The organism is Streptomyces sp. NPDC051217, assembly GCF_044455465.1.
Taxonomy (GTDB): domain Bacteria; phylum Actinomycetota; class Actinomycetes; order Streptomycetales; family Streptomycetaceae; genus Streptomyces.
In genome coordinates this window covers 16,395-36,950 of sequence record NZ_JBITEV010000012.1, presented here as the reverse complement: position 1 = coordinate 36,950, position 20,556 = coordinate 16,395, and the positions used below count along the sequence as shown (strand labels likewise).

Annotated in this window: 20 protein-coding genes and 4 pseudogenes; 17 read left to right on the top strand and 7 right to left on the bottom strand. The window is 66.9% G+C overall.

The genetic code is table 11. The annotated features are described in order from the left end of the window. Positions 1 to 124 precede the first annotated feature (124 nt). Together ACIBBB_RS25200 and ACIBBB_RS25195 are read left to right on the top strand one after the other, a co-directional pair. Positions 125 to 388, top strand: coding sequence for a helix-turn-helix transcriptional regulator (locus tag ACIBBB_RS25200; protein ID WP_398985670.1), 264 nt, complete (start codon positions 125 to 127; stop codon positions 386 to 388). Positions 389 to 559: 171 nt separating this feature from the next. Beyond that, positions 560 to 1,465 (top strand): DUF6083 domain-containing protein, encoded by a 906-nt coding sequence (locus tag ACIBBB_RS25195; RefSeq protein ID WP_398985667.1) that lies wholly within the window; start codon positions 560 to 562, stop codon positions 1,463 to 1,465. On the opposite strand, the gene ACIBBB_RS25190 is transcribed toward ACIBBB_RS25195, so the two are convergent. Further along, positions 1,432 to 1,776 carry a hypothetical protein gene (locus ACIBBB_RS25190; protein ID WP_398985665.1) on the bottom strand — a complete coding sequence of 115 codons (345 nt, stop codon included), beginning with the start codon at positions 1,774 to 1,776 and terminating at the stop codon, positions 1,432 to 1,434. The genes ACIBBB_RS25195 and ACIBBB_RS25190 overlap by 34 nt on opposite strands. A gap of 37 nt (positions 1,777 to 1,813) precedes the next feature. Here ACIBBB_RS25190 and ACIBBB_RS25185 point away from each other — a divergent pair, with 37 nt between their 5' ends. The 4 genes from ACIBBB_RS25185 to ACIBBB_RS25170 all read left to right on the top strand — a co-directional run bounded on the left by ACIBBB_RS25185 (position 1,814) and on the right by ACIBBB_RS25170 (position 4,122). Continuing rightward, positions 1,814 to 2,455: a DNA glycosylase AlkZ-like family protein gene (locus ACIBBB_RS25185; RefSeq protein ID WP_398985662.1), complete on the top strand. Its 642-nt coding sequence runs from the start codon at positions 1,814 to 1,816 to the stop codon at positions 2,453 to 2,455. 88 nt (positions 2,456 to 2,543) lie between these two features. Next, a complete protein-coding gene (locus ACIBBB_RS25180) occupies positions 2,544 to 2,921 on the top strand; it encodes a hypothetical protein (RefSeq protein ID WP_398985660.1) in 378 nt (125 codons plus the stop codon). A gap of 389 nt (positions 2,922 to 3,310) precedes the next feature. Then, positions 3,311 to 3,679: a hypothetical protein gene (locus tag ACIBBB_RS25175; protein ID WP_398985658.1), complete on the top strand. Its 369-nt coding sequence runs from the start codon at positions 3,311 to 3,313 to the stop codon at positions 3,677 to 3,679. Between the two features lie 251 nt (positions 3,680 to 3,930). Next, positions 3,931 to 4,122: a hypothetical protein gene (locus ACIBBB_RS25170; RefSeq protein ID WP_398985656.1), complete on the top strand. Its 192-nt coding sequence runs from the start codon at positions 3,931 to 3,933 to the stop codon at positions 4,120 to 4,122. Here ACIBBB_RS25170 and ACIBBB_RS25165 read toward each other — a convergent pair. Next, positions 4,100 to 4,947 (bottom strand): annotated as a pseudogene (locus ACIBBB_RS25165) (IS3 family transposase); the annotation flags it as partial. The gene ACIBBB_RS25170 and the pseudogene ACIBBB_RS25165 overlap by 23 nt on opposite strands. Before the next feature lie 634 nt (positions 4,948 to 5,581). Here ACIBBB_RS25165 and ACIBBB_RS25160 point away from each other — a divergent pair. From ACIBBB_RS25160 to ACIBBB_RS25150, 3 genes are all read left to right on the top strand, one after another. Then, on the top strand, positions 5,582 to 6,205 hold the full coding sequence (locus ACIBBB_RS25160) for a VOC family protein (protein WP_398985654.1): 624 nt from the start codon (positions 5,582 to 5,584) through the stop codon (positions 6,203 to 6,205). A gap of 437 nt (positions 6,206 to 6,642) precedes the next feature. Beyond that, on the top strand, positions 6,643 to 8,175 hold the full coding sequence (locus tag ACIBBB_RS25155) for an MFS transporter (RefSeq protein ID WP_398985652.1): 1,533 nt from the start codon (positions 6,643 to 6,645) through the stop codon (positions 8,173 to 8,175). Between the two features lie 160 nt (positions 8,176 to 8,335). Continuing rightward, complete coding sequence (locus tag ACIBBB_RS25150) at positions 8,336 to 8,614, top strand: hypothetical protein (RefSeq protein ID WP_398985650.1); 279 nt, start codon at positions 8,336 to 8,338, stop codon at positions 8,612 to 8,614. Between the two features lie 722 nt (positions 8,615 to 9,336). Here ACIBBB_RS25150 and ACIBBB_RS25145 read toward each other — a convergent pair. Continuing rightward, a complete protein-coding gene (locus ACIBBB_RS25145) occupies positions 9,337 to 9,702 on the bottom strand; it encodes a zeta toxin family protein (protein ID WP_398985648.1) in 366 nt (121 codons plus the stop codon). Then, positions 9,687 to 9,998: a helicase associated domain-containing protein gene (locus ACIBBB_RS25140; RefSeq protein ID WP_398985646.1), complete on the bottom strand. Its 312-nt coding sequence runs from the start codon at positions 9,996 to 9,998 to the stop codon at positions 9,687 to 9,689. Before ACIBBB_RS25140 ends, ACIBBB_RS25145 begins: the two co-directional genes overlap by 16 nt. 221 nt (positions 9,999 to 10,219) lie before the next feature. On the opposite strand from ACIBBB_RS25140, the gene ACIBBB_RS25135 reads away from it, so the two are divergent. The 6 genes and pseudogenes from ACIBBB_RS25135 (at position 10,220) to ACIBBB_RS25110 (ending at position 15,592) form a co-directional block, all read left to right on the top strand. Continuing rightward, positions 10,220 to 10,420 carry a hypothetical protein gene (locus ACIBBB_RS25135; protein ID WP_398985644.1) on the top strand — a complete coding sequence of 67 codons (201 nt, stop codon included), beginning with the start codon at positions 10,220 to 10,222 and terminating at the stop codon, positions 10,418 to 10,420. 1,046 nt (positions 10,421 to 11,466) lie between these two features. Further along, the gene (locus ACIBBB_RS25130) at positions 11,467 to 12,084 is read left to right on the top strand and encodes a TetR/AcrR family transcriptional regulator (protein WP_398985642.1); all 618 of its coding nucleotides are present in this window, start codon (positions 11,467 to 11,469) and stop codon (positions 12,082 to 12,084) included. Positions 12,085 to 12,755: 671 nt separating this feature from the next. Then, a pseudogene (locus ACIBBB_RS25125) lies at positions 12,756 to 14,111 on the top strand (transposase). 140 nt (positions 14,112 to 14,251) lie between these two features. Next, positions 14,252 to 14,566, top strand: a pseudogene (locus ACIBBB_RS25120) (transposase); the annotation flags it as partial. A gap of 166 nt (positions 14,567 to 14,732) precedes the next feature. After that, entirely contained in the window at positions 14,733 to 15,299 is a 567-nt protein-coding gene (locus ACIBBB_RS25115) for a hypothetical protein (protein WP_398985640.1), read from the top strand. After that, positions 15,296 to 15,592, top strand: a complete 297-nt coding sequence (locus tag ACIBBB_RS25110; protein ID WP_398985638.1) for a hypothetical protein — start codon at positions 15,296 to 15,298, stop codon at positions 15,590 to 15,592. The genes ACIBBB_RS25115 and ACIBBB_RS25110 overlap by 4 nt, the downstream gene beginning before the upstream one ends. Positions 15,593 to 16,072: 480 nt before the next feature. Here ACIBBB_RS25110 and ACIBBB_RS25105 read toward each other — a convergent pair. The 3 genes and pseudogenes from ACIBBB_RS25105 to ACIBBB_RS25095 form a co-directional block, all read right to left on the bottom strand. Further along, positions 16,073 to 16,578 (bottom strand): annotated as a pseudogene (locus ACIBBB_RS25105) (IS5 family transposase); the annotation flags it as partial. Between the two features lie 37 nt (positions 16,579 to 16,615). Then, positions 16,616 to 17,107 carry a hypothetical protein gene (locus ACIBBB_RS25100; protein WP_398985636.1) on the bottom strand — a complete coding sequence of 164 codons (492 nt, stop codon included), beginning with the start codon at positions 17,105 to 17,107 and terminating at the stop codon, positions 16,616 to 16,618. A 1,207-nt stretch (positions 17,108 to 18,314) separates the two neighbouring features. After that, positions 18,315 to 18,959 (bottom strand): TetR/AcrR family transcriptional regulator, encoded by a 645-nt coding sequence (locus tag ACIBBB_RS25095; RefSeq protein WP_398985634.1) that lies wholly within the window; start codon positions 18,957 to 18,959, stop codon positions 18,315 to 18,317. Positions 18,960 to 19,105: 146 nt separating this feature from the next. On the opposite strand from ACIBBB_RS25095, the gene ACIBBB_RS25090 reads away from it, so the two are divergent. Then, the gene (locus tag ACIBBB_RS25090) at positions 19,106 to 19,885 is read left to right on the top strand and encodes a glucose 1-dehydrogenase (RefSeq protein ID WP_398985632.1); all 780 of its coding nucleotides are present in this window, start codon (positions 19,106 to 19,108) and stop codon (positions 19,883 to 19,885) included. A gap of 47 nt (positions 19,886 to 19,932) precedes the next feature. After that, entirely contained in the window at positions 19,933 to 20,358 is a 426-nt protein-coding gene (locus tag ACIBBB_RS25085) for a nitroreductase/quinone reductase family protein (RefSeq protein ID WP_398985630.1), read from the top strand. Positions 20,359 to 20,556 lie beyond the last annotated feature (198 nt).

Genomic DNA, 20,556 nt, shown 5'->3' with positions numbered 1-20,556 from the left:
GGGGAGCGGGGTGGTGGGCGCACCGTAGTGCAGAGCTCTGCCCTCTCGTTCGGCCTACCGCCCCGCACAAATAGGGCAGAGGTCTGCACTGACAGGGCAGGGGTCTGCACCTTCGGATGGGGAAGTGACGATCTTCCCGCCGGACCCGAACCTCGAAGCGCTGCGCCTGGAGCTGGCGCGGCTGCGGGGTGACCACGGCTGGAGCTATGACGAACTGGCCGGCCGCAGCGGCCTGTCACGGCGCACTCTCATCGAGATCGAGCAGGGCCGCACCATCGGAACCCTGGCAACCTGGCACGCCCTCGCCCACGCTCTCGGCGCCCCGCTCGACGAACTCTTCGGCACCCTCTGCGCGGGCCACGAACCCCCAACCCCGCAGGACAACTGAGACCGTTCGGCCCCGCCTTTCAGGAGCGCGAGACGGATCACCCGTACCGGTGACGACCCGCGAACACACGAGCGAACGACCGCATAGGTGTGGCAGTGAAAGAGGCTATCCGGGGGAGGTGTCCGGCCGCGACACCAACTGTGCGGCGTGGTGCGTGGCACGTTCGCCGCCATGCACTCCACATCCGCCTCGACCAGGCGCCGCTGGGACGGTACCCAGCCTCTGACCTACCGTCATCGCGGGCTGAAGGTCGCGACGGCCAGTAGTAGCCGTCTCCTGCGCACTGGGCAGAGCGGCCGCTGCACTGCGTGCGGCAACCGCGTCGAGTGGTACGACCGCACCGGCCACCGGCCCGTCGCCCTGCACCCCAACGAACTACCTGCCAGCGTGATCCCGCCGGCCTGCCGTTGGCACGTCAGTTCCGGCACGGCCTACCCGGCCGGTGACGGGAGCGCCTGGTGCCGGATCCCGCACCCGCTCCTGTGCCCCGGCCGTGACGCGCCCGATCCGCTGACACCGGACCTGGCCGAGTTCCGCCGTCGTCTCGCCCCGCGTACCCGCCGCATGATCGACACCGGCACCTTCACCCCCACCACCGCCGAGCCCAACCCTGGCGAGTCTCAGTCGGCCGGCTGCCGCCCGGCCCGCCCGGTCGTGCAGCTTCTCTACGGGCGCTACCTCGCCGACCGCCCGGTCGAAGACATCCAATGCGTCGCCCAGACCCGTGCCCGCCACCGCTGCACCCACCCCGTCCTGACCCCCGGCGCCCCGGCGGGCACCTGGACGCTCATGCCCGCCACCGCGGGGCGCGGGCAACTCGCCCTGCCTGGAGGCGCCATGGCGGTCTACGACCTCACCCGCCTCCCTTACACCGAGCAACTGCGCTGGCGCACCCAGCACTGCCCCGCCCACGCCGCCACCCCCGCGGCCGCCGATCTCGCGCTCGCCGACTGGGAACTCTTCGATCCGCTGCTCCATCACCAGCACATCCACCCACGCCTGCCGCTCACCACCCCCACAGGAGCCCGGAGACAGCGCTGCGATCAGCCCAACTCGCCGAGGAACGGGGAGGGGTGACCATGGCGCGCCATGCCGTTGAGATCACCCTGACCCGGCCCGCCACCCCCGCCGAACTCGCCCGCGCATCCCAGGCCCTGCCACTCGCCGCGAACCACGACACGACGCGCCTGATGACGGTCATGAAAGCCGCAAACCCCGACCAGGCCCTGAACCGCGCCCGACGCCGCCTCAAAGGACTGCTCCCCCTCGACAGTCTCACCACCCACTACCCGGACCAGGACAGGCAGGTACTTCTCTCCATCGCCTTCAGCCCCGCCGCTGCCACCGCCATCCGCCACGCCGCGGAACACGAAGGCCAGGAACCGCACCGCTTCCTGGCGCAGGTGATCGACCGAGCACGGAGCAGTGACGATCAGCGACCTGGGAGGAGCACAGGGCACCGGATGGGATCGCACCTTCGCCAACAAGTGGGCACTGGAATGGCTTCTGGCCACCGGTGAACTCGCCTGTGTAAGACGCCAGGGCTGGCAGCGGGTCTACCAACACGCATCAACCGTCGTACCGGAATCCCTCCTTTCCTTGCAGCCCACGGACGACGAATGCATCCGGAGCCTGAGCCAGATCGCGTTGAGCGCACTCGGCATCGCCACTGCGGACGACATCGCCGACCACTTCCGGCTGCCGGTGCGACGAGTCACCGCACTGCTTCCAACACTGGACAACATCGAACCCGCAAAGGTCGAAGGATGGCCCGACGCCTGGGCGGATGCTTCTGCACTGCAGCCGGGGCCCGTTGACCCACAAGCCTGTACACCGCTGTCCCCGTTCGACTCGCTCCTGTGGCACCGCCCACGCATGCGCCGACTGTTCGGCGTCGAGTACCTCCTCGAGGCCTACAAACCGAAAGCTAAACGGGAGTGTGGCTACTTCGGCATGCCTGTCCTGGCAGGAACCCAGATCATCGGGCGGATCGCCGTCCGCGTCAGCAAAGGACGGCCACCATTGAAGGACACCAACTCCTGCCGGGCCACGATCCTGCCCTTCTGAATGACGCACTGGCCACCGCTTGCCGGTGGGCCGGCGCACGCCAAATTCCACTTATTAACTTTCCGACAGATGGGGTCGACGTCGCCTCGTGAACGACAAGCAGCCGCACGGCTATCGCCAGACTCTCGCCGTGCCCAAGGCTAAAACAGTCCTCGCACTGGGCGTGCTGAGCCGACTTCCCGCTGGGGTCATCCCCTTCGCAGCTCTCATCGCCTTCACCCAGCAGCACGGGATCGGTATCGCAGGGCTGGGCAGGGCAGCGTTGACGATCACCGGCGTAGAGGTCGCCGCCGGTCTGCACGAGGGAGTCCGGGACGCCGGCCAGCACCAGGGCCAGTTCGGGATTGTCGACGGGCGGCATGGGGGCCACCCCGACGCCGGCGCTCTCGCTGGAGGCTTCGAACTCCTTGGACTCCTGGGCGATGGCCCCGGCCAGCGCGGCTGCGTCGAAGTATCGCCAGGCTGACCGCTCCTGGATGCCCAACTGGCGGCGACCTTGCTCATGTTGGCCTCAATGGCGCCCGGCGGGCGAGTTCGACAAGCGTTTGCGTGACCGCATCTTTGAAAGCTTTGGTGTTCCTCACGGAAGCAGGTTGGGGCCTACCCGCACCACCGGGGCCAGGTTGACTGTGCCGACGAACTGATCGGAACGCTCTCCGTTACCAACTGCTTGCTGTTCGCCGTGCTGTTCGATCGCCCTTCGCGTTTCTGTCCGTCCCGATAGCCGACTTCAGCACCATCTAGACCGGCCGGAACCGTACGTCTGGGCAACCTGGTTGGGTGGTTTGTGTCGCTGAATCCAGCCGATGACCCTGGCTTCAGCCTGATGATGTAGCAGTGAGAAGAGGGGGAGCAGTGGATGACAGCTCGGCGGAGCGCAGGGAGGCGCACGCCCGGTGGCGCGCGGGGTGGAGGACCGAGACGGCGCTGAACGCCATGATGTCGGATCCCGCCGTTCAGCGGCTCAAGGAAGAGATCGACCAGCTGCAAGCCTCTATGGCGCAAGAGCTCAGTCCCCTGCTCCGACGTTTCAAGGAGCGGTACGACCGTGCGGTGAGGGACGGCGACTATGACCTGCTGGTCCGGACGTGTCCGGGAAAACATGGCAGGTGGGGGCGGATCTGTGTCCTGGATGCCGGGCACGAAGCGGAGTATCCGCACTTGGGGACCACCTCAGAAGGGCAGGCTGTGGCATGGGTGGGAACTGCTCCGGACGACGACTGACCGAGGCGGTACGGCGGCCCGCTGAAGTACTGTTCGATGCGACCCGCAAGGAGCTGTCCCCGTGGGGGCAGCCCAGCGCCTTGGGCTAGACGAGGACGAAGCCGTCGCAGCGATCACGCATCCCGGGCTTGTGGCTATCCGGCTGTGAACACCGAGCGCACGGCAGTCGCCACGTACGAGAGGCTGGGACCGGCACCGTCCCCCGCGCGCTGCATGCGGTCACCCAGAAGGTCAACAGCGCCTCGTGCCGCATGCTGGAGGCGATCAGCATGAGCGTCGTCGACGAGCGCGGCGAGCGCCAGTGCCTCTGCACCCGCGCGGGCGACCAGGACGACAGCGACCTGCGCTGGGCCCGCCTGCTCGCCGCCACCCCGTTGGGGCAGGTGGAATGGGGCCTTGACCCCGAATTCTGGACACGGGTTATGCGGCTGGTGCCAGCGTAGTTGGTGTGAGGTGGAAGGCGTTTTCGAAGGCGATCGGTGATCGTTGTCCGAGGCGGGAGTGTCGGCGGCGGGTGTTGTAGCGGTGGAGCCATCGGAAGGCGTCGAGTCGAGCCTGGCGTTCGTCGGGCCAGCCTTTCCGGCCCTGGAGCGTCTCGCGTTTGAAGGTCGCGTTGAAGGACTCGGTGAGTGCGTTGTCCGCGCTGACCCGGCCGCGCTCATGCTTCGCCGAACCCCTGCTGAGCTGCAGACTTCGGCGAATGCCCTGCTCGTGTACTGGGCTCCGTGGTCGGTGTGCATGATCGATCCGGCGAGGCTGCCGCGCGTGCGGATCGCCGTCGCCAGGGCGTCGGTCACGAGGTCCGCGCGCATGTGGTCGGCGATCGCCCAGCCGGCCAGACGGCGCGAGGCGAGGTCGATGATGGTCGCCAGATAGCAGAACTTCCCGCCGTCGATGGGCAGGTAGGTGATGTCGCCGACGTACTTCGTGTTCGGCTCGCCTGCGGTGAAGTCGCGGCGGATCAGGTCCGGCGCCTTGGCCCCGGCTGGATCGTGGACGGTGGTGCGGTGCCGGCGGCGCAACCGGACCCCTTCGATCCCGGACGCCCGCATGATCCTGGCGACCCGCTTGTGGTTGATCGCCTCACCGTTCGTCTCGCGGAGCTCGGCGGAAATTCTCGGGGCTCCGTAGGTGCCGTCCGCGGCAGGCGGGTGGTCACCATGCTTTCCGGCGGGCCGGCGGAAGGTGTTTCTGGCCGTCTCGGCCGCAAGGTCGTCGCGGGCGCGTTCGGTTGGTGCTGGGTCGAGGTCTTCACCTGCGTGAAGACCTGGTGGGCCATCATCTGTGCCGTGTTTGTCTTGGTCACCTTCTGCCGCCGGATCGTCGGGCGGTCGGTGGCCACTCTCATGGAGGCTGTGTTGGTGCCCGACGCGCGTGAGATGGCCGTCTGGTGACGCGGCCGCGTTCAGCACCCCGTCGGGCCGGGTGGGTTGGTTCGTCACTCCGGCGCGGGGTCGCGGTGCGGGCCGTTCCGGCTTGCCGGACATCTGGAGGCGGCTGGCATCGCCGCGTTCCAGGGCGGTAGCTGAGGAATGTCCAGTGGCTGACGGGAAGTTGGCAACAGGAGGCTGAGTTCCTGCCGCGGGTGGCGGCCGAGATCTGCGATACCGGTGACGGGTGGCGGACGCCCGGAGCGGCCTCTCGGGACCCCGAAGGGCGTGACCGGCAACGACTTTGATTGACCGTCAGTCATTGACTTGTCGTCATCGAGCTTCTACAGTCTCAACTACTCCTCCGTTGAGGGAAGTTCGGGGGAGTAGGGGTTCGGCCGCGTGTGTGGTGTGTCAGCTCCGCATGTGTGAATCCCAAGCTCGGAGTTCCCGGGGCTGTTCCGCTTCGGGAGAGCTTTCTGGCTCATCGGGAGCCGGACATATTTCCCAGAACCTAGTGGAGGTAGACGAAATGAGTAACCCCGAGCTCGGAAGCAGGCTGCGAGGCCTCAGCCACCTCGCACTCAACAGCAGCGACATGCAGGCCACTGCGGACTTCTACGAGCGACTCGGTATTCCTCTGATCGCGGCGACGCCGATAGCCTTTGGTGGGCAGCATTTCTTCTTCGACATCGGTAATGGCGACACCATCGCCTACTTCTACTGGCCTGACGGGGCCGGGGAGGGAATCGAGGGCCGGCCCGGAATCGCTGGGCAGGAGCAGCGGGACGGTGCGATGCACCACGTCGCCATGAAGATTGACCCCGAGGATGTCGAAGCGTGGGCGGAGCACCTGAAGTCGCTCGGGCTTGGGTTCCTCAGCATTGTCCACGATCTTGACTTCGAGAAGGATGTCATGAACGACCTGTCCGTCATGGGCAAGCCGGACAAGTGGGCGGTCTCCCTGTACTTCGTGGGCCCCGACAAGGAACAGCTCGAGGTCTGTGCCTGGCTCCCTGCGCTCAAGGACCTGGAATCCAACCTCGCCGGCCTGGGGTCGGCGGATGAGCGGCGTCGGGCTGCCCGTGACCGTGTCACGAGTATGGCGGACCAGATCGCCAAGGCGCAGGAGCTGGAGAAGACCGCTGGTAAGTGATACGGGCTCTGCGGTCCGTGATCAGTGGCAGTCACTACTGGCCGGCTGAATGAAACAGGGTGTCCAGGAGAGGGCACAGCCACCGCGATCGTGATCCTTTGGTACGAAGGACCAGAGCGCGGTGGCGGCCTTTTCCCTTATGTCCGCGGCCAGGTTCCGTACAGCACCGCGCACGCTCGGGGCCGGCGCGAGGGCCGGTAGTACGGCGGATGGCGGCTCTGGTGATCATTCCGCTACGCGCCGCATTGTCGGGAACGCCGGCAGTGACGGCCGTGCGTGTTCCGCGCTCCCCGCGAAGTGCGCCTGAACGGCGCGGAAGAGTGCCGCCCCGGATAACTTCTCATGTTTATTTTCAGGTGGACGGAAGGGGCAGGCCCCGGTGTGCCGCCTGCCCACCCCGCACCCACCGCATGTCCCGCTGCCCGGAGGCCGCACGCATGTCCCAGACCACGCCCGTTCACGACGCCGCAGCGCTCCCCCGGAAATCCGGCGGGCGGCGCGCATCCGGCGCGGTCGTACCGGTTCTCGCCTTCGTGGGCATCACCATGTCGGTGATGCAGACCCTGGTCGTCCCGGTCATCAAAGACCTTCCTGCTCTGCTCCATACCTCGCCGTCGAACGCCCCCTGGGTGGTGACGGCCACCCTGCTCGCTGGTGCGGTGGCCACGCCGATCATGGGGCGGCTCGGCGACCTCTTCGGCAAGCGGCGCATGCTGCTCGCCAGCCTCGCCGTGATGGTGATCGGCTCGTTGGTCTCAGCCTTCACCGACGACCTGTTGATCATGATTGTCGGAAGGGCGCTGCAGGGCCTCGGGCTGGGGGCGATACCGTTGGGCATCGCCATCATGCGCGACGAGCTCCCGCGCGAGAAACTGGGCTCTGCGATGGCGCTGATGAGTTCGTCCATCGGGATCGGCGGCGGACTCGCGCTTCCCGCTGCCGCGCTGGTCGTCCAGAACACCGACTGGCACGCCCTGTTCTTCGGAAGCGCGGGGTTCGGTGTGCTCGCGATGGTGCTGACCGTTCTCGTCATCCCCGAGTCGTCGCTACGCGCGCCCGGCCGGTTCGACTGGGTGGGCGCGCTCGGCCTGGCCGCCGGCCTCGTGGCCCTGCTTCTGCCGGTCACCAAAGGCAACGACTGGGGCTGGACGTCTTCCACGACACTGGGCCTGTTCGGCCTGTCGGCCGTGATTCTCGTGCTGTGGGGGCTGATGGAACTGCGCTCCTCGGCGCCGCTGGTCGATCTGCGCACCACAGCCCGGCGCGAGGTGCTGCTGACCAACCTGGCGTCCATCATGGTCGGCATCTCGTTCTACGTCATCTCCCTGGTGCTCCCTCAGCTCCTCCAGCTGCCCCGGGCGACCGGAGCCGGACTCGGCCAGTCGATCGTCGTGGCGGGTCTCGCCGTCGCCCCGCTGGGGCTGACGATGATGCTCACCGCCCCGCTGTACGCGCGGATCGCCGAACGGCGGGGACCCAAGGCATCACTGATGCTCGGCATGCTCGTCATCGCCATTGGTTACGGCGGCGGCCTCGGCCTGCTGAACGCGGTGTGGCAGACTGTCATCATCTCGGTGGTCGTCGGCGCCGGCATCGGGCTCACGTACTCGTCGCTGCCCTCCCTGATCATCGCTGCCGTCGACGCGTCGGAGACCGGCGCGGCAACCGGCCTCAATACGCTGATGCGGTCCATCGGCACATCGGCGTCGAGCGCGGTCGTCGGCATGATCCTGGCCCGTACGTCCGCGCCGGTGGACGGTGTGCTGCTGCCGACCATGCACGGCTTCCGGATCGCGTTCATGCTCGCCACGGCGGCGATGCTCGTGGGACTCGCGCTCGCGTTCTTCCTCCCGTCCCACCGCGCCACACTCGCCCTGCTCGCAGCGAAGGACGCCGAGGCGCAGGCCGCGGTCGACGACCGGACGGCGCAGGCCGAGCACATCCAGCCGGGCGCTCCTGCGGCACGGTAGGCGACCTTACGCGAAGGTGATGTCATAGCAGCACGGGCGGGCGACGAGGCCGGACCGCCCCCCACCACACACCGCACCCCCCACTCAGTGGAAATCAACGGTGACACGCGATTCGACTTGGGGGTCGTCAACGCCACACCTGCTCAGCGTGGAGGGCGGTGTGCGGGTAGCTGTAGGTAAGTCCACGCCGACCTTCGAGTTCACCCTCCCCGGATTATGGACAGTTCATCCGACGGAGGGCGAGGAGGGAGAGATCCGCTTCGACAGCGCGGCCTACACCCCCTGGGCCAAGGTCGGTTTCGTCTTTTCCGACGCAACGCCTTCTTTGCGCTACGACAAGAGCGACACGAGTCACGCCGGGCCGCGGGTGGCATACACCGGCGTCGAGGCAGTGGCCAGACACATCGACGAGGCGCGGAAGGACCCGGACGCCCGCTAACCGACGACGACCGGGAAGAACCTGCCCGCCGAAAGCCCGCTACACCCGCTGCACCGCATCACCCCTTCCGCCGGAACGGCTTCCAATGCGCGCTACGACGAAGAACGAGAGGGTCCGCAAGCTCGACTGCAACGAGAGCACCCCCGGCGGCCCGGCGGCCCGGCGGCGGGCAAGGACTGCGACGAATACCCGTTCCACTCATCCGCCGAAGGCGCTGCCCGCTATCTGTTCGAAGGCACCGGCGACGAGTTCAAGGACGACTTCTCCGTCCGCTACATCAACTCGGCGGAAAACCAGGAGACAGGCCGCCGCCTGCGTCTGGTGTCATAGTGACCGGATCCTCGACTGGGAAGCCTTCACCGTCGGCATCGGCGACTGACGCTCCGGCAGTGATACTCCGGGAAACCAAAAGCGGGGCCGTCCCCATTCGGGGGCGGCCCTGCGGTCCCTTCAACGCGGTTCAAGTGGTGGCGGTCCGCCAGATCTGCACCAGACAGCATTGGTCCTCCCCGTCCAGAGCGGCTTCATGGCCGGCGGGCGTGGCCAGCACGTCGGAACAACCATGCAAAGGAGAGGTGAAAGGACCTGTGTCCGGGTTGAACACCCACTGCCACCGCATCCGGTACGTGCCCGGCGACGGCAACACCAGCGGAATCCCACTGAGCCCGCCGTCGACGGTCTGCAGACCAAGCTCGTCCTCGGGAAGGCCTACCTCGACCTCCTCATGCCCCGCCCACTGAAGTGAAGTGGGCGTAGCCGCCTGTCTGCAGGGAGCGGGTGTAGCGTAGCGCCGTGGCCAGCAGGCTGTCCGCCTCCCGCACGGCCAGGACCACCAGTTCGACCGGGTAGCCGTCGGCTGCGAACGGCAGTGTGCTGGACAGGAACTCCGCTGTGCTGCCGGGTGCGGCCTCGATCAGTGCGTCGCCGCGGCGTTGGCGCACGTACTGTTCGGCCTCCGTGAACCAGGTGCGGTAGTCGGCCCGGATCGAGGCCCCCGCATTGCGGGGATCTTCGTTCAGCAGCCGCAGATGGTCCGGGTGCGAGGCCTTGAAGTCGTCACCGACCAGGTGCGTCAGTGCAGGTCCCATGGCGGGTTCCACCATGGGTCGATCGTGGCCAGTTGTTCGCGGTGCGGCGAGGCGGGTTTGCCTTGCCGGGAGCGCTGCTTGGCGCGGTCGCGCTGGCTGAACAGCCACATTCCGAGCGCGAATCCGCTCTGCCGTGTATCGCGCGTAACGGCCAGGTGCCCGTGGACGTCGGCCCAGGTCCGGGCGTGCACCAGCGCGCTTTCGAACCGGGCGCGGTGGTCGGGGCGCTGTCCGAGCCGGGAACTCCCACCGGCCTGTGCTGTGGACTGCAGGAAGGCATCCCACTGCTTCCGCACCTTCCTCATCACCTTGTGGTCCATCCGGGGCCCGCACGGGTGCAACAGACGGACTGGCCGTGGCAGCCGCCCCGCACGCCCGGCCAGCCGTCCCTCGTCTCGGCGTTCAACAACACCGTGGTGTCGTCCGATGACCACACCGACGCCGCCGACCTGGACGGCATCGGTGCCAGTTACCCCGCGCAGGCCCTCGCCGCCGGAGACTCACCGCGGGCAAGCCCGTGCAGCACGGCGGGGTTTCCTTCACCTGGCCGTCCACGGCAGGCTCCGGCACCCCGGGCAACGTGGTCGCCTTCGGCCAGACCGTCGGCGTCGACCAGGCAGGCCGCACCCTGGGATTCCTGCTCTCCGGAACCTTCAGCGGAGTCGCCGGCACCGGCGCCCTCACTACACCGACGGCACCCGGCAGAGCTTCACCCTGACCGCACCCGATTGGTTCGGAGACGGTGGGGGCGCCGGCGACGTCGTCGCCGCCTACCAGAACCGGGCGAACAACGACCGGGTCGACATCCCCGCCACTGTTCGGTTCGCCGGGATCGCCCTGCAGAGTGGCAAGACCGTCGCCACCGTCCAACTCCCAGGATCCGCGACGGTGTTGTGGCCCACCGGTCGAGCATGCACCTCTTCGCCATCTCGGCCACCGCTACCGCCAAGTGAGACCAGGGCGCCGAGAACGGTTCTCGGGCACCCCGAACCACCGTAGTCCGGCAGCCGAACGGGCAGGGAACGCTTGCGGGCCGGGCATCGTTTCCGGCCCGTAAGCGTCTCCGGCGCACCGCCTTGCCGGGCTGCCGGGCGCCGGGATGGATCAGGCGGTGGGGCGAGCGGCTCCTCTGCCTATGTCACGGGGCAGGCAATCTTCGTCGACGCAGGGTTCTCCGTTCACTGAGCCAATACCACAGCGGACTTTGGTGAACGCCTGCGGCAGGTCGAAAAAACGGCTCTGAACGATTGGTGGCGGGGTGGCAGTGGTGGCTTTCGCCGCTGAGGCAATCGGCCTGCTGCTGATCCAGTAAGGGACCGCGTGGTCTGCCCCCCCTCCCTGGGGGGGCAGACCACGCAGTTGTCGTTGACGGGCCCTACTTGACCGTATCCGATCAACTGTGCGAACTACCATGCTGCACGCAGCCGCATAGACCGCAAGCCCATCGGTTTCTGCCAGACCGGGGAAACTTCATGCAGATGCTCACCCTGACCGGACTTGCGGACCGTCTCGACCAGTAGCACCGCCCGGCCTGCGAGACCGCCCCGCTGCTGTCGCCCGCGGCGTGGACACGCGGGTACAGCCCGATAGGCTTGTTCACCTGGAGGTGCAGTCGTGCAGCCAACAGGACCTTGGATAGGTCCATCGTTGCAGGTCGGGAGCACTCTCCGCTTATTTGATCAAGGCATGGACGAGCATGCTCATGAAAGCCCGAGGTCAGGGTGGCCCTCACGCTCGAGTCGGCAAGGGGACAAAGGAGTACAGGTGGAGCTACTAAGGTCAGGTAGGCAGGCATCCGCGGAGGAGACGCGTCGCAAGCTTCTCGAGGCCGCTCTGCATCAGTTCTCAGCTCGTCCTTACGCGGAAGTGACGGTCAGTGATGTCGCTCGGACGGCAGGCGTGGCTCACGGGCTGGTCTCTCACCACTTCGGGCACAAGCAGGGCTTGTACCTTGAGGTGTTGCGCGAGACGAACCGACGCATCCGCGAAACGTACCGCACCGATCCCGAGGCGGCGGTCGGAGAGCAGGTGCGGCAGCTGTACCGGGCGCACCTCACGTATCTCGCCGAGCACGACGAACTCGCTGGGCTCCTCCTCCCGGGAACCGATGCGAGCCTCCAGGTCGGGGAGGAGTTCGATGCTGTACGGACGGCCTGTGCGCGGGAGGTATGGCTGTTGCTGGGACTGCCCCTTGAGCGGCCGGGTTCGGCGATGGTCCTTGCCTCTTTTGCCCGGGCAGCCGACGAACTGACATTTCGCTGGCTGGGCGTCTGCGGCCGTCCCGAGATCGACGTGATAGTTGAGGTGCTGGTCGACTTGTTGACCGGTGCCCTGCACGCTGTTCGCACACTGGATCCGGGCATCGACGTGCCGTCGCTGTAGGTCTTGGGTAGGACATCCCGATCTGCGGGGGCGGCCTGAGTTTGACTCTGTCGGGGATCTCGGCGTCTCCCGGTGCGGGCACCTTCATCCGCACCTTCGCCGGCTGGATATACGCTGCCTTCGTCATCGACGTCTTCTCCCGCATGGTCGTCGGCCGGCAGGTTGCCAACTCCCTTACACCGACGTCGCCCTGGACGTTTTGGATGGCCGTGTGGAAACGACGCCACACCGGTGGAAACCTGGCCGGCCTCGTGCACCATTCCGACCGCGGCCTCCGACATCGAGCCCTCCGCTACACCGACCCCTGCAGCAGGCCGATGCCGTAGCCTCCGTCGGCTCCAAGGGCGACAGCTGTGAACCGCCCCGGATCGATTGGAGACTCGATTCGATGAAGGAACGAATCACGGCACGGCCTTCCCGTTACCCGCTTGAGCTCCGCCGTCGCGCGGTGCGCATGGTCGCCGAAGTGCGCGCCGTTTAGCTTGATCTTTAACCTCGATGTCCGAACGGGTCTGCGTACTTGATCACTCGGAGGGGTAACTGCCGTACATGGGGGCGGCCTTCGCCTGAGTATGTGATTCGACCAAGGAACACACAACGCTCAGCACGAAGTCCGTGGGGATGAGTCTGTCGCATCATGCTGCCGGGCAGGATCCGTTTGCGGAACTGTCATGCTTCGGGGTGAGTTCCACTCCTGTCTGACCAGGCGCGCGGATGCGTTGTTCGAACTGGCGGACGCGGTGTTGTGTGCGGATGGGCCGGTCCGTTCGCTGGTGGAGCTGTCGCTGGTGGGTGAACACCGTCGCGGGCACGGCGGGCTCTACGACTCCTTGGCGGCGGGCCGGGTCGATGTGGCCCGGCTTCGGCGGGCCCTGGCGTCGGTGCCGCTGCCGCGGGCGGCGGACGGACGGCTGGTGCCGGCCGCCGACCTGACCTGCTGGCTGCGGCCCTGCGCGCACACCTGCCCGCAGCGGATCCTGTGCCACACCTACGGGCGGGGCAAGGACCAGCACATTCCCGTTCCTGGGTGGCCGTATTCGGTGATCTGTGCGGTGGAGACGGCCGCAGTTCCTGGACCGCGCCGCTGGACGCGCTGCGTCTGGCCCGGGCGGCGACGCCGTCACCGTCACGGCCGGGCAGATGCGTGAACTCGTCGAGCGGCTGATCGCGGCCGGGCAGTGGAAGGACGGGGACCCGGAGATCCTGATCGTGGTGGATGCCGGATACGACGTGCCCGCCTGGCCTTCCTGCTGAAGGACCTGCCGGTGCAGGTACTGGGCCGGATGCGTTCGGACCGTGTCCTGCGCCGTGCGGTCCCGCCCCGCGAGCCCGGCATGAGGGGCCGGCCGCCACGCCATGGCGGGGAGTTCGTCTTCGGTGATCCGACCACCTGGAACGGCCCCGACGTACACACGGTGACCGAGACCCGTCTCTACGGCACCGCCACCGCCCGGGCCTGGGACCGGCTCCATCCGCGGCTGACCCACCGTTCGGCCTGGACCGCCCAGCTGGGCGCCCTGCCGGTCATCGCAGGGACCGTGATCCGGCTGCAGGTCGAGCACCTGCCCAGCGGTGCGACACCCAAGCCCGTCTGGCTGTGGTACTCCGGCACCGGCGCCACCGACTCCGACGTCGACCTGCTCTGGCAGGCATTCCTGCGGCGCTTCGACATCGAGCACACCTTCCGCCTGTTCAAGCAGACCCTGGGCTGGACCTGCCCGGAAATCCGTCCCCCTGAAGCCGCCGACCGCTGGACCTGGCTGATCCTTACCGTCTTCACCCAACTCCGGCTCACCCGTCCGCTGGCGGCAGACCTCCGGCGACCGTGGGAGAAACCGACCGCGCCCGACAGACTCACCCCCGCACGAGTCCGCCGCGACTTTCGGCACCTCCGGCCGAAGGCCGCGAGGCTGTCGCGCAACTACCGCTCGCTGGTCGTCAAGTACGAGTCGATGTTCGGTTCCGGTCTTCTGCGCCGCCTCGGAGCCTTGCTCTGTGGGGCGGAACTTTCTCCGGTGCGACCGTGACCGTGTTCTTGAGATGCCGCAGGACGTGCGGGAGTGGCTGCCGCCCGACCACCTGTGCTGGAAGGTGCTCGACGTTGTTGATCAACTTGATCTGACGGCGTTCGTGCACAGTTACCGATGACCGTCAGGGGCGGGCGGCCTATCCTCCGCAGACTCTGATCGCGTTGCTTCTGTACTGCTACAGCAAGGGAATCCGGTCTTCTCGCAAGATTGAGCAGGCGTGCTTCGATGATGTGGGCTGCCGGATCATTACCGCGAACCGAAGAGTCGACCATTCCACGCTCGCTCGGTTCATCAGACGTCATCGGGCGGCTTTGAAGCTACTGTTTGTGCAGGTCCTGGCGGTGTGCGGTCGCCAACAGGGTCTGGTGAACCTGGCGGCTGTTGCGGTAGACGGCTCTCCCATGGAGGCAAACGCGCTCACGCGGCTCCAACCAGCGCCTGCAGCGGCTTGAGAGCGTCATCTCGGAATGCGAAGCCGAGATCGACTCGATGGTCGACGCCTCACTGGAACTCACCAGGTCTTGTGAGGCGGTACGGGGAACAGACGCGGACAGCGACGTGGCGCCGAATGAGTGGCCCCAGCTTTCGCGACTACTCGACCGACGGAACCGGGCAGTCGTGGCTAGAGAGAGGCTGTTCGAGCGGGCTCTTCCCTCGGCGGGGGAGATCCGGCTCAAGGTCGAGGCCGCCGAACGCATGGTGGCCCGGGCGGAGAAGCGACTGGCCGCAGAATCTGAGGCCCATCAGAAGAAGCTGGAGAAGTACGCCGCGCGAACCAATGCCGACTTGACGGCCGGCCGACGCGGGGCCAATGGCCGGCCGCCAGTGCCGATGGAGCACAAAACCGTAATCGTGCGGCAACAGAAACGGCTGGTCAGAGCCCAGGAATGGCTTGAGCGGGCCCGTAGTCCCAGACCCGTTCCTTCCCCGACGGCCCGGGCCTCGCTCAGTGATCCTGATTCACGGATGATGCTCAGCAAGCACGGCGGGTTCGTCCAGGGCTACAACATCCAGATAGCGTGCGCCCGTCGCCAGCTCCTGCTGGCGATCGAGGTTCAGGACAACCCGTCAGACATGACAGCCCTGGTTCCGATGGTGAACAAGACGCTGGTCAACCGCCTTGCCGCCGGGATGGAGCAGCCCATCCTGCTCTTGGCGCGCTGGCCTCCACGCACTTGGACATGAATCGCCCCGACCGCGCCGAGGAGACGTTCACCGAAGCCGCTGCGCTTTTTCCGGCCGACCGTGTACGCACTCGGACCCTCTTCCTCACCCGCCGTGCGGACGCCCAGTGCCGCCAAGGAGAACTCGAAAGGGCGTGTGCCACCGCTGGCCAAGCACTCGACCTCACCGAGGAAATCAGCTCACACCGCGCCGCAGGCCCACTCCACGACCTTGCCCTGCGGATGCAGCCCCACGAATCCGTCCCGGCCGTACGCGATTTCCGCGAACGCGTCGCCACCCTCACCAAAGCCTGATCGCGGTTGGCGGCGCGGCCCGGCACTCGCATGAATGCGGGCACCAGCGTGCCCCGTCCGACATCCCGTCCATCAGGACCGGCGATGGCCAGCGACAGGCCGACGTCCTTGAGCTGATGTACGAGATCCCGGCCAGGACGAAGTAGAGGTCGTACCGTCAGCCTGAGGCGTCCTCGCGCGCACGCGCGTTATCCGTGCACTCGCCGTGTCACGTCCCAGACGTGTCACCTTGGCACTCGTGACGGAGGACCGCCGTGTGGCCGTGGCGAGCCCGGTGCGGCCGTCTCCTGCCGACGTCTGCGGACGGCAGCGCGAGCGTCGCGAGGAGCGCTCCCGCCATTCACCCGACGCCCGATGCGGGCCCGCGACCTTTGCCAGCCCCTCGACCTGGCGATCGTCCCGAAAAACACTCCTGCACCGCGTCCGCTGGGAAGCTGACGCCGAGCGGATCGAGACCCTGCGCGGCGAGAGTCACATGACCATGACCACCTCGAAGGTCGGCGCGTCACCCGCCTGGCCCGCGGAGATGCGTAGGGCCAAGGGCCGTGCCTGGCCGTCGCTGACGAGATGGACCTTCGTTCTCAGGCCCGCCGGGAACGTCCGAGCGCATGGTCGTCGGGCTCAGCCCGATATGGTCCCCCTTTTTTTCTGGCCCCAGCGGCGTGCTGGTGGGCCCGGCAGACGGTGGAGTCCACCGACACGGTTCAGCCGATGTCGTCAGCACCATCGGCCGCTGCCAGGAGCGCGGCAAGGATCCGTTCCCAGGTGCCGTCCATGGCCCACCTGGGCAGCCGTTTATGAGCGGTCTGGTATGGCCCCAGCGCGTCCAGCAGGTCCCGCCAGGGCGAGCCGGTGCGGTACTTCCACGCGATGGCTTCCAGGATTCGACGATGGTCAGCCCATCGCCGACCACGGACCGGATCGGCCGGCATCAACGGCTCGATCGGGACCCACATCGCATCAGTGATCACCCACCGGACAGACACATCCGATCAACCGGCGAGCAGATCAAGGAGACATGCTCTAGCTCAGCTCGAAGGAGCTGGCCTTGTTGTCGCACCCGTAAGGTACTTGCCTCAGGTCCCAGTGCAGGTCGATCCATTTGTTCCCGCACTCACCCAGAAATCCTTCCAGGTCCGACATCCACACATCACAGTGCGAGCCGTTGCCGAGCTGGGTGGTCACCGAACTTGCCTGGTTGCTCCAGCCGTTGGGGAAGTTCGGGAATTTGAAGTCCTTGTCGCTCAGGGTGGCTGTGCAGTCCCTGAAGACGGAGTAAGTGAGGGTGGCCCCGCTGGAGTCGTAGTTGGGCCGCTCGTAGAACACGACGACGGAGACGCCGACCTGGTCTCCGGCTCGGATCGCCTCCTGCAGGCTGGGGTACTTCGCCCAGGCCGCGTTCGGGTAGACCAACAGGTGCCCGCCCGGGGCGGTGGGCTGCTTGGCGGCAGTCGGAGACTCTTCCGCGGCGGAAGGGCTTCCGGTGAGGAAAAGCCCGGCGAAAGCCAGGAGCATCGCCGCGCATAACCTGAGAACAGAGCCTGATCTTCTCATGACACCCTCCGTTGTCCGGCGCCCGGACACTTGCCGGGCGTCACGCGACAAGCCGTCGCGCGCGATCCGATCCGACCATCGCAGCCAGGATCAGCCCGCACAAGACCGCGTACACCCCCCGCCGTAAGCCCCTCCCCAAGCGACATGACACGCACCGACCTGGGGCTGGGCCACGCTCCGCCACATCGGCTCCGCGAAAGAGGGAGTTCGGTCACGCTCCCATGAAGTACCGAAGGGCGAGTGGTCCGTCGTCGACTGAGCAGCTCTGCTTCGCACCGAGGGCAGTTGTCCGCTCCGCGCGGATGACGGGGCGGTTACCGGCAGGAGGCCGGCTTCGGTCGTCAGCGGAGGAGGGCGCCGCGCAGGGTGACTCCGTGGCGGGTGCGCAGTCTGCGCAGTTCCCACGTCGCGACCGCGGTCACCGCCAGGGGCGGGCCGAGGGTGAGTGCGAGCTGGGCCCCGAACGGTGCGCTCGCAGCGCTGTCACCCGTCCACGCTCGACCTCGGACCGTCGACGAGACTGCCGACTGGTCGGCTGAGAGGAGCAGTTGGCATAGTCTTATTTTGCCGCGAAAGCGACACAAGTGCCCAAATTCCGCGCGTTATCCGTGCACTCACCGTGTCACGTTGAGGAGATGTCGCTGTGGCACCCGAGATCTGAGACTGCCCCGCGTCGCGTAACAGTCGCTTCCCGCAGCATCACGCCGGCTCGCAGAGCAGTCACTGTGCCCGTCCGCGAATGGGAGCCATAAGGCGGGCGAGACGAGAGGCGACGGTCACCTTGGTGGTCAAGGCCAAGGGTTGGCTCCCGATTGGGGCCGCCGCCACCCGCTCCCCCGGGTGTGACCTGTGCGTTCATTTGATGTTTATTCCGGCTCTTCGCAATTGAGGGTGTGGCTGCGGGCCTGAGCCCGCGGGTCTTGGGCCGCCCCTCATGATGAAGTTGGGGACTTTCCAGCCGAGAGCGAGTCGCGGAGGTTTGGGCCGGCCGCTGAGACTCTTGTCGGGCCGTGCTGGTGCCAGGCTGGTTGAGGTGGCTCAACACATCGGCGCTCCCTCCTTCGGTGTCCGCCCAGCGGGATGCCCCGCGAACGCCCTCGGGCCGACAGCCTCGACTGCTTAGGCAGCCGCTCCTTTGGCGGTGGGGCTCAGTCGCGGTCGGCGGCGATCATTTGTTTGTGTACGCCCCTGGTCCGGTCGCGGCGTACCGGGCGGTGATGGTGCGGACGGCCTCGTCGATCACCTGAGCGACGCGTTCGGTGCTCACCTCCCAGCCCGGCACGAGGAGTGTCGGCCAGAAGACGTAGTTGGAGATCATGCCCAGGAACTGGGTGGCTGCGAGGTCCACGTCTTCGACCCGCACTGTTCCCGCCTCGTGCTCGGCTAGGAGGTAGCCGCGTACGGACTCGAAGTAAGGCATCTTCCCGTGCGAGAACTGCGCATGGGCCAGCTCGGGGAACCGCGGCAACTCGGCGATGACGATCCGGAACAGGTCGGTCATCTGGGGCCGGCTCAACAGCTCGGCGTAACGGCGACCGATGGCACTGAGCCCGTCAACGACGTTGCCTGCTGGCGGAGGATCCTCCTCGTCAGCGGTTGACCAGGACTCGGTGACGATGGCGTCGAACAGGTCAGCCTTGCTCGGAAACTGCTTGAACAAGGTGGCCCGCGAGACACCCGAGCGCTCCGCGATCCGCGCCAGCGACGTCCGGTCGTAGCCCAACTCGAGGAAAAGTGCGGTCGCGGCCGTCACGATCAGCGCGCGCTTCTCCTGGGCGACGCGCTGGTGGTACGTCGGTACGACTCTGCTCATGGACCGAGCATACGAGGTGAGTGGCTTGACTCACCATCGGCCGCCGACCTAGTGTCGGGGCAGTGGTGAGTCAATCGGCTCACCATCGGCCGACCGTTCATCGCCGATGGTACCGGTCGGTCACCCACGTACCGAAGGAACATCTGATGGACCGCTTCGACAACCAGACCGTGCTCGTGACCGGTGGGACCGGCGGCCAGGGCTCGAGCCACGTACGCGCCTTTCACGCGGAGGGAGCGAACGTGGTGATCGGCGACATCGACGTCGAACGCGGCGCCGCTCTCGCCGACGAGCTCGGGACCCGTGCTCGCTTCACCCGCCTCGACGTCACCGACGAGAGTTCCTGGTCCGCCGCTGTGCTAGCCGCCGAGAGCGCCTTCGGCGCCCTGGACGTGCTCGTCAACAACGCGGGCGTCCAGAACCCGCCGGCGCCGATCGAGAACACGGACCAGGCCACGTGGTCGCGCATCCTCGACATCAACCTCACAGGGACCTTCCTCGGCATCAAGGTCGCCGCCCCGGCTCTGCGCCGCGCGGCAGGGGGAGCCATTGTCAACATCGCATCGACAATGGGCCTGGGCGGCACGGCTCACTACGCGCCGTACGTCGCCAGCAAGTGGGCCGTGCGAGGCCTTACCCGAACGGCAGCGCTCGAACTCGGCCGCGACCACATCCGTGTGAACACCATCCACCCCGGCGTGATCGCGACCCCCTTCATCCAAGAACCAGCAGCTGGCGCCACCGCGGCAATCGCCGACTTCTATTCACCCGAGCCGTTCGCCATCCCCCGGCTCGGAGAACCGACCGACGTCACCCGGCTTCTCCTGTTCCTCACGTCATCAGACGCGTCGTTCATCACGGGTTCGGAGTTCGTCATTGACGGTGGGCTCCTCCTCGGCCCCGCCCTTCAGACCGAGACCGCATGAGCACTCCAGACACGACCGGATCGAACGACTCCGTACGGGACGCGTCTTTGTCCCATCTGCCCGATCCCATCCGGCGAGCCATCGAGATCACACCTGCTGCGGGCACCAGAGAACGGGTCATCGACATCACGACGCTGGGGCGCCGCACCGGCCGACCACGCCGCATCGAGATCTTCTTCTACCGAGCCGCTGGCACAACCTACCTGTGTAGCGGCGCCAGCGGGGCCGCGACCGACTGGCGTGCGAACCTTCTCGCCAATCCCAACTTCACCTTCCACCTCAAGAACGGGATCCGTGCAGATCTGCCCGCACGGGCCACGCTGGTCACCGGTCCAGCCGAACGTCAGGCCGTGCTGGCGGAGATCGTCGCGGATCTCAATCAGCCTCACGACCCCGGCACCATCCGGCCGACACGGCTCGAAGATTGGGCCGACAGCCGGCTGATGCGCATCAGCTTCCGCCACCGGTCGTAATCGCGGGACCCTCGACAGATGACCTACTCCCTCGGACTGGGGGTGTAGTCGCGGCCTGGAACGGCTGTTCACCGAATGAGGGTGTAGCTGGCGCGGCGGTCCCGGGATAGACGTCGAGGTCTCCCGAGGAAAAGGGCTCCTACACGCTCATCCTGAAAGACCTCAACGTGCCCGACGCTACCGTCGGCGAGCGCTTAG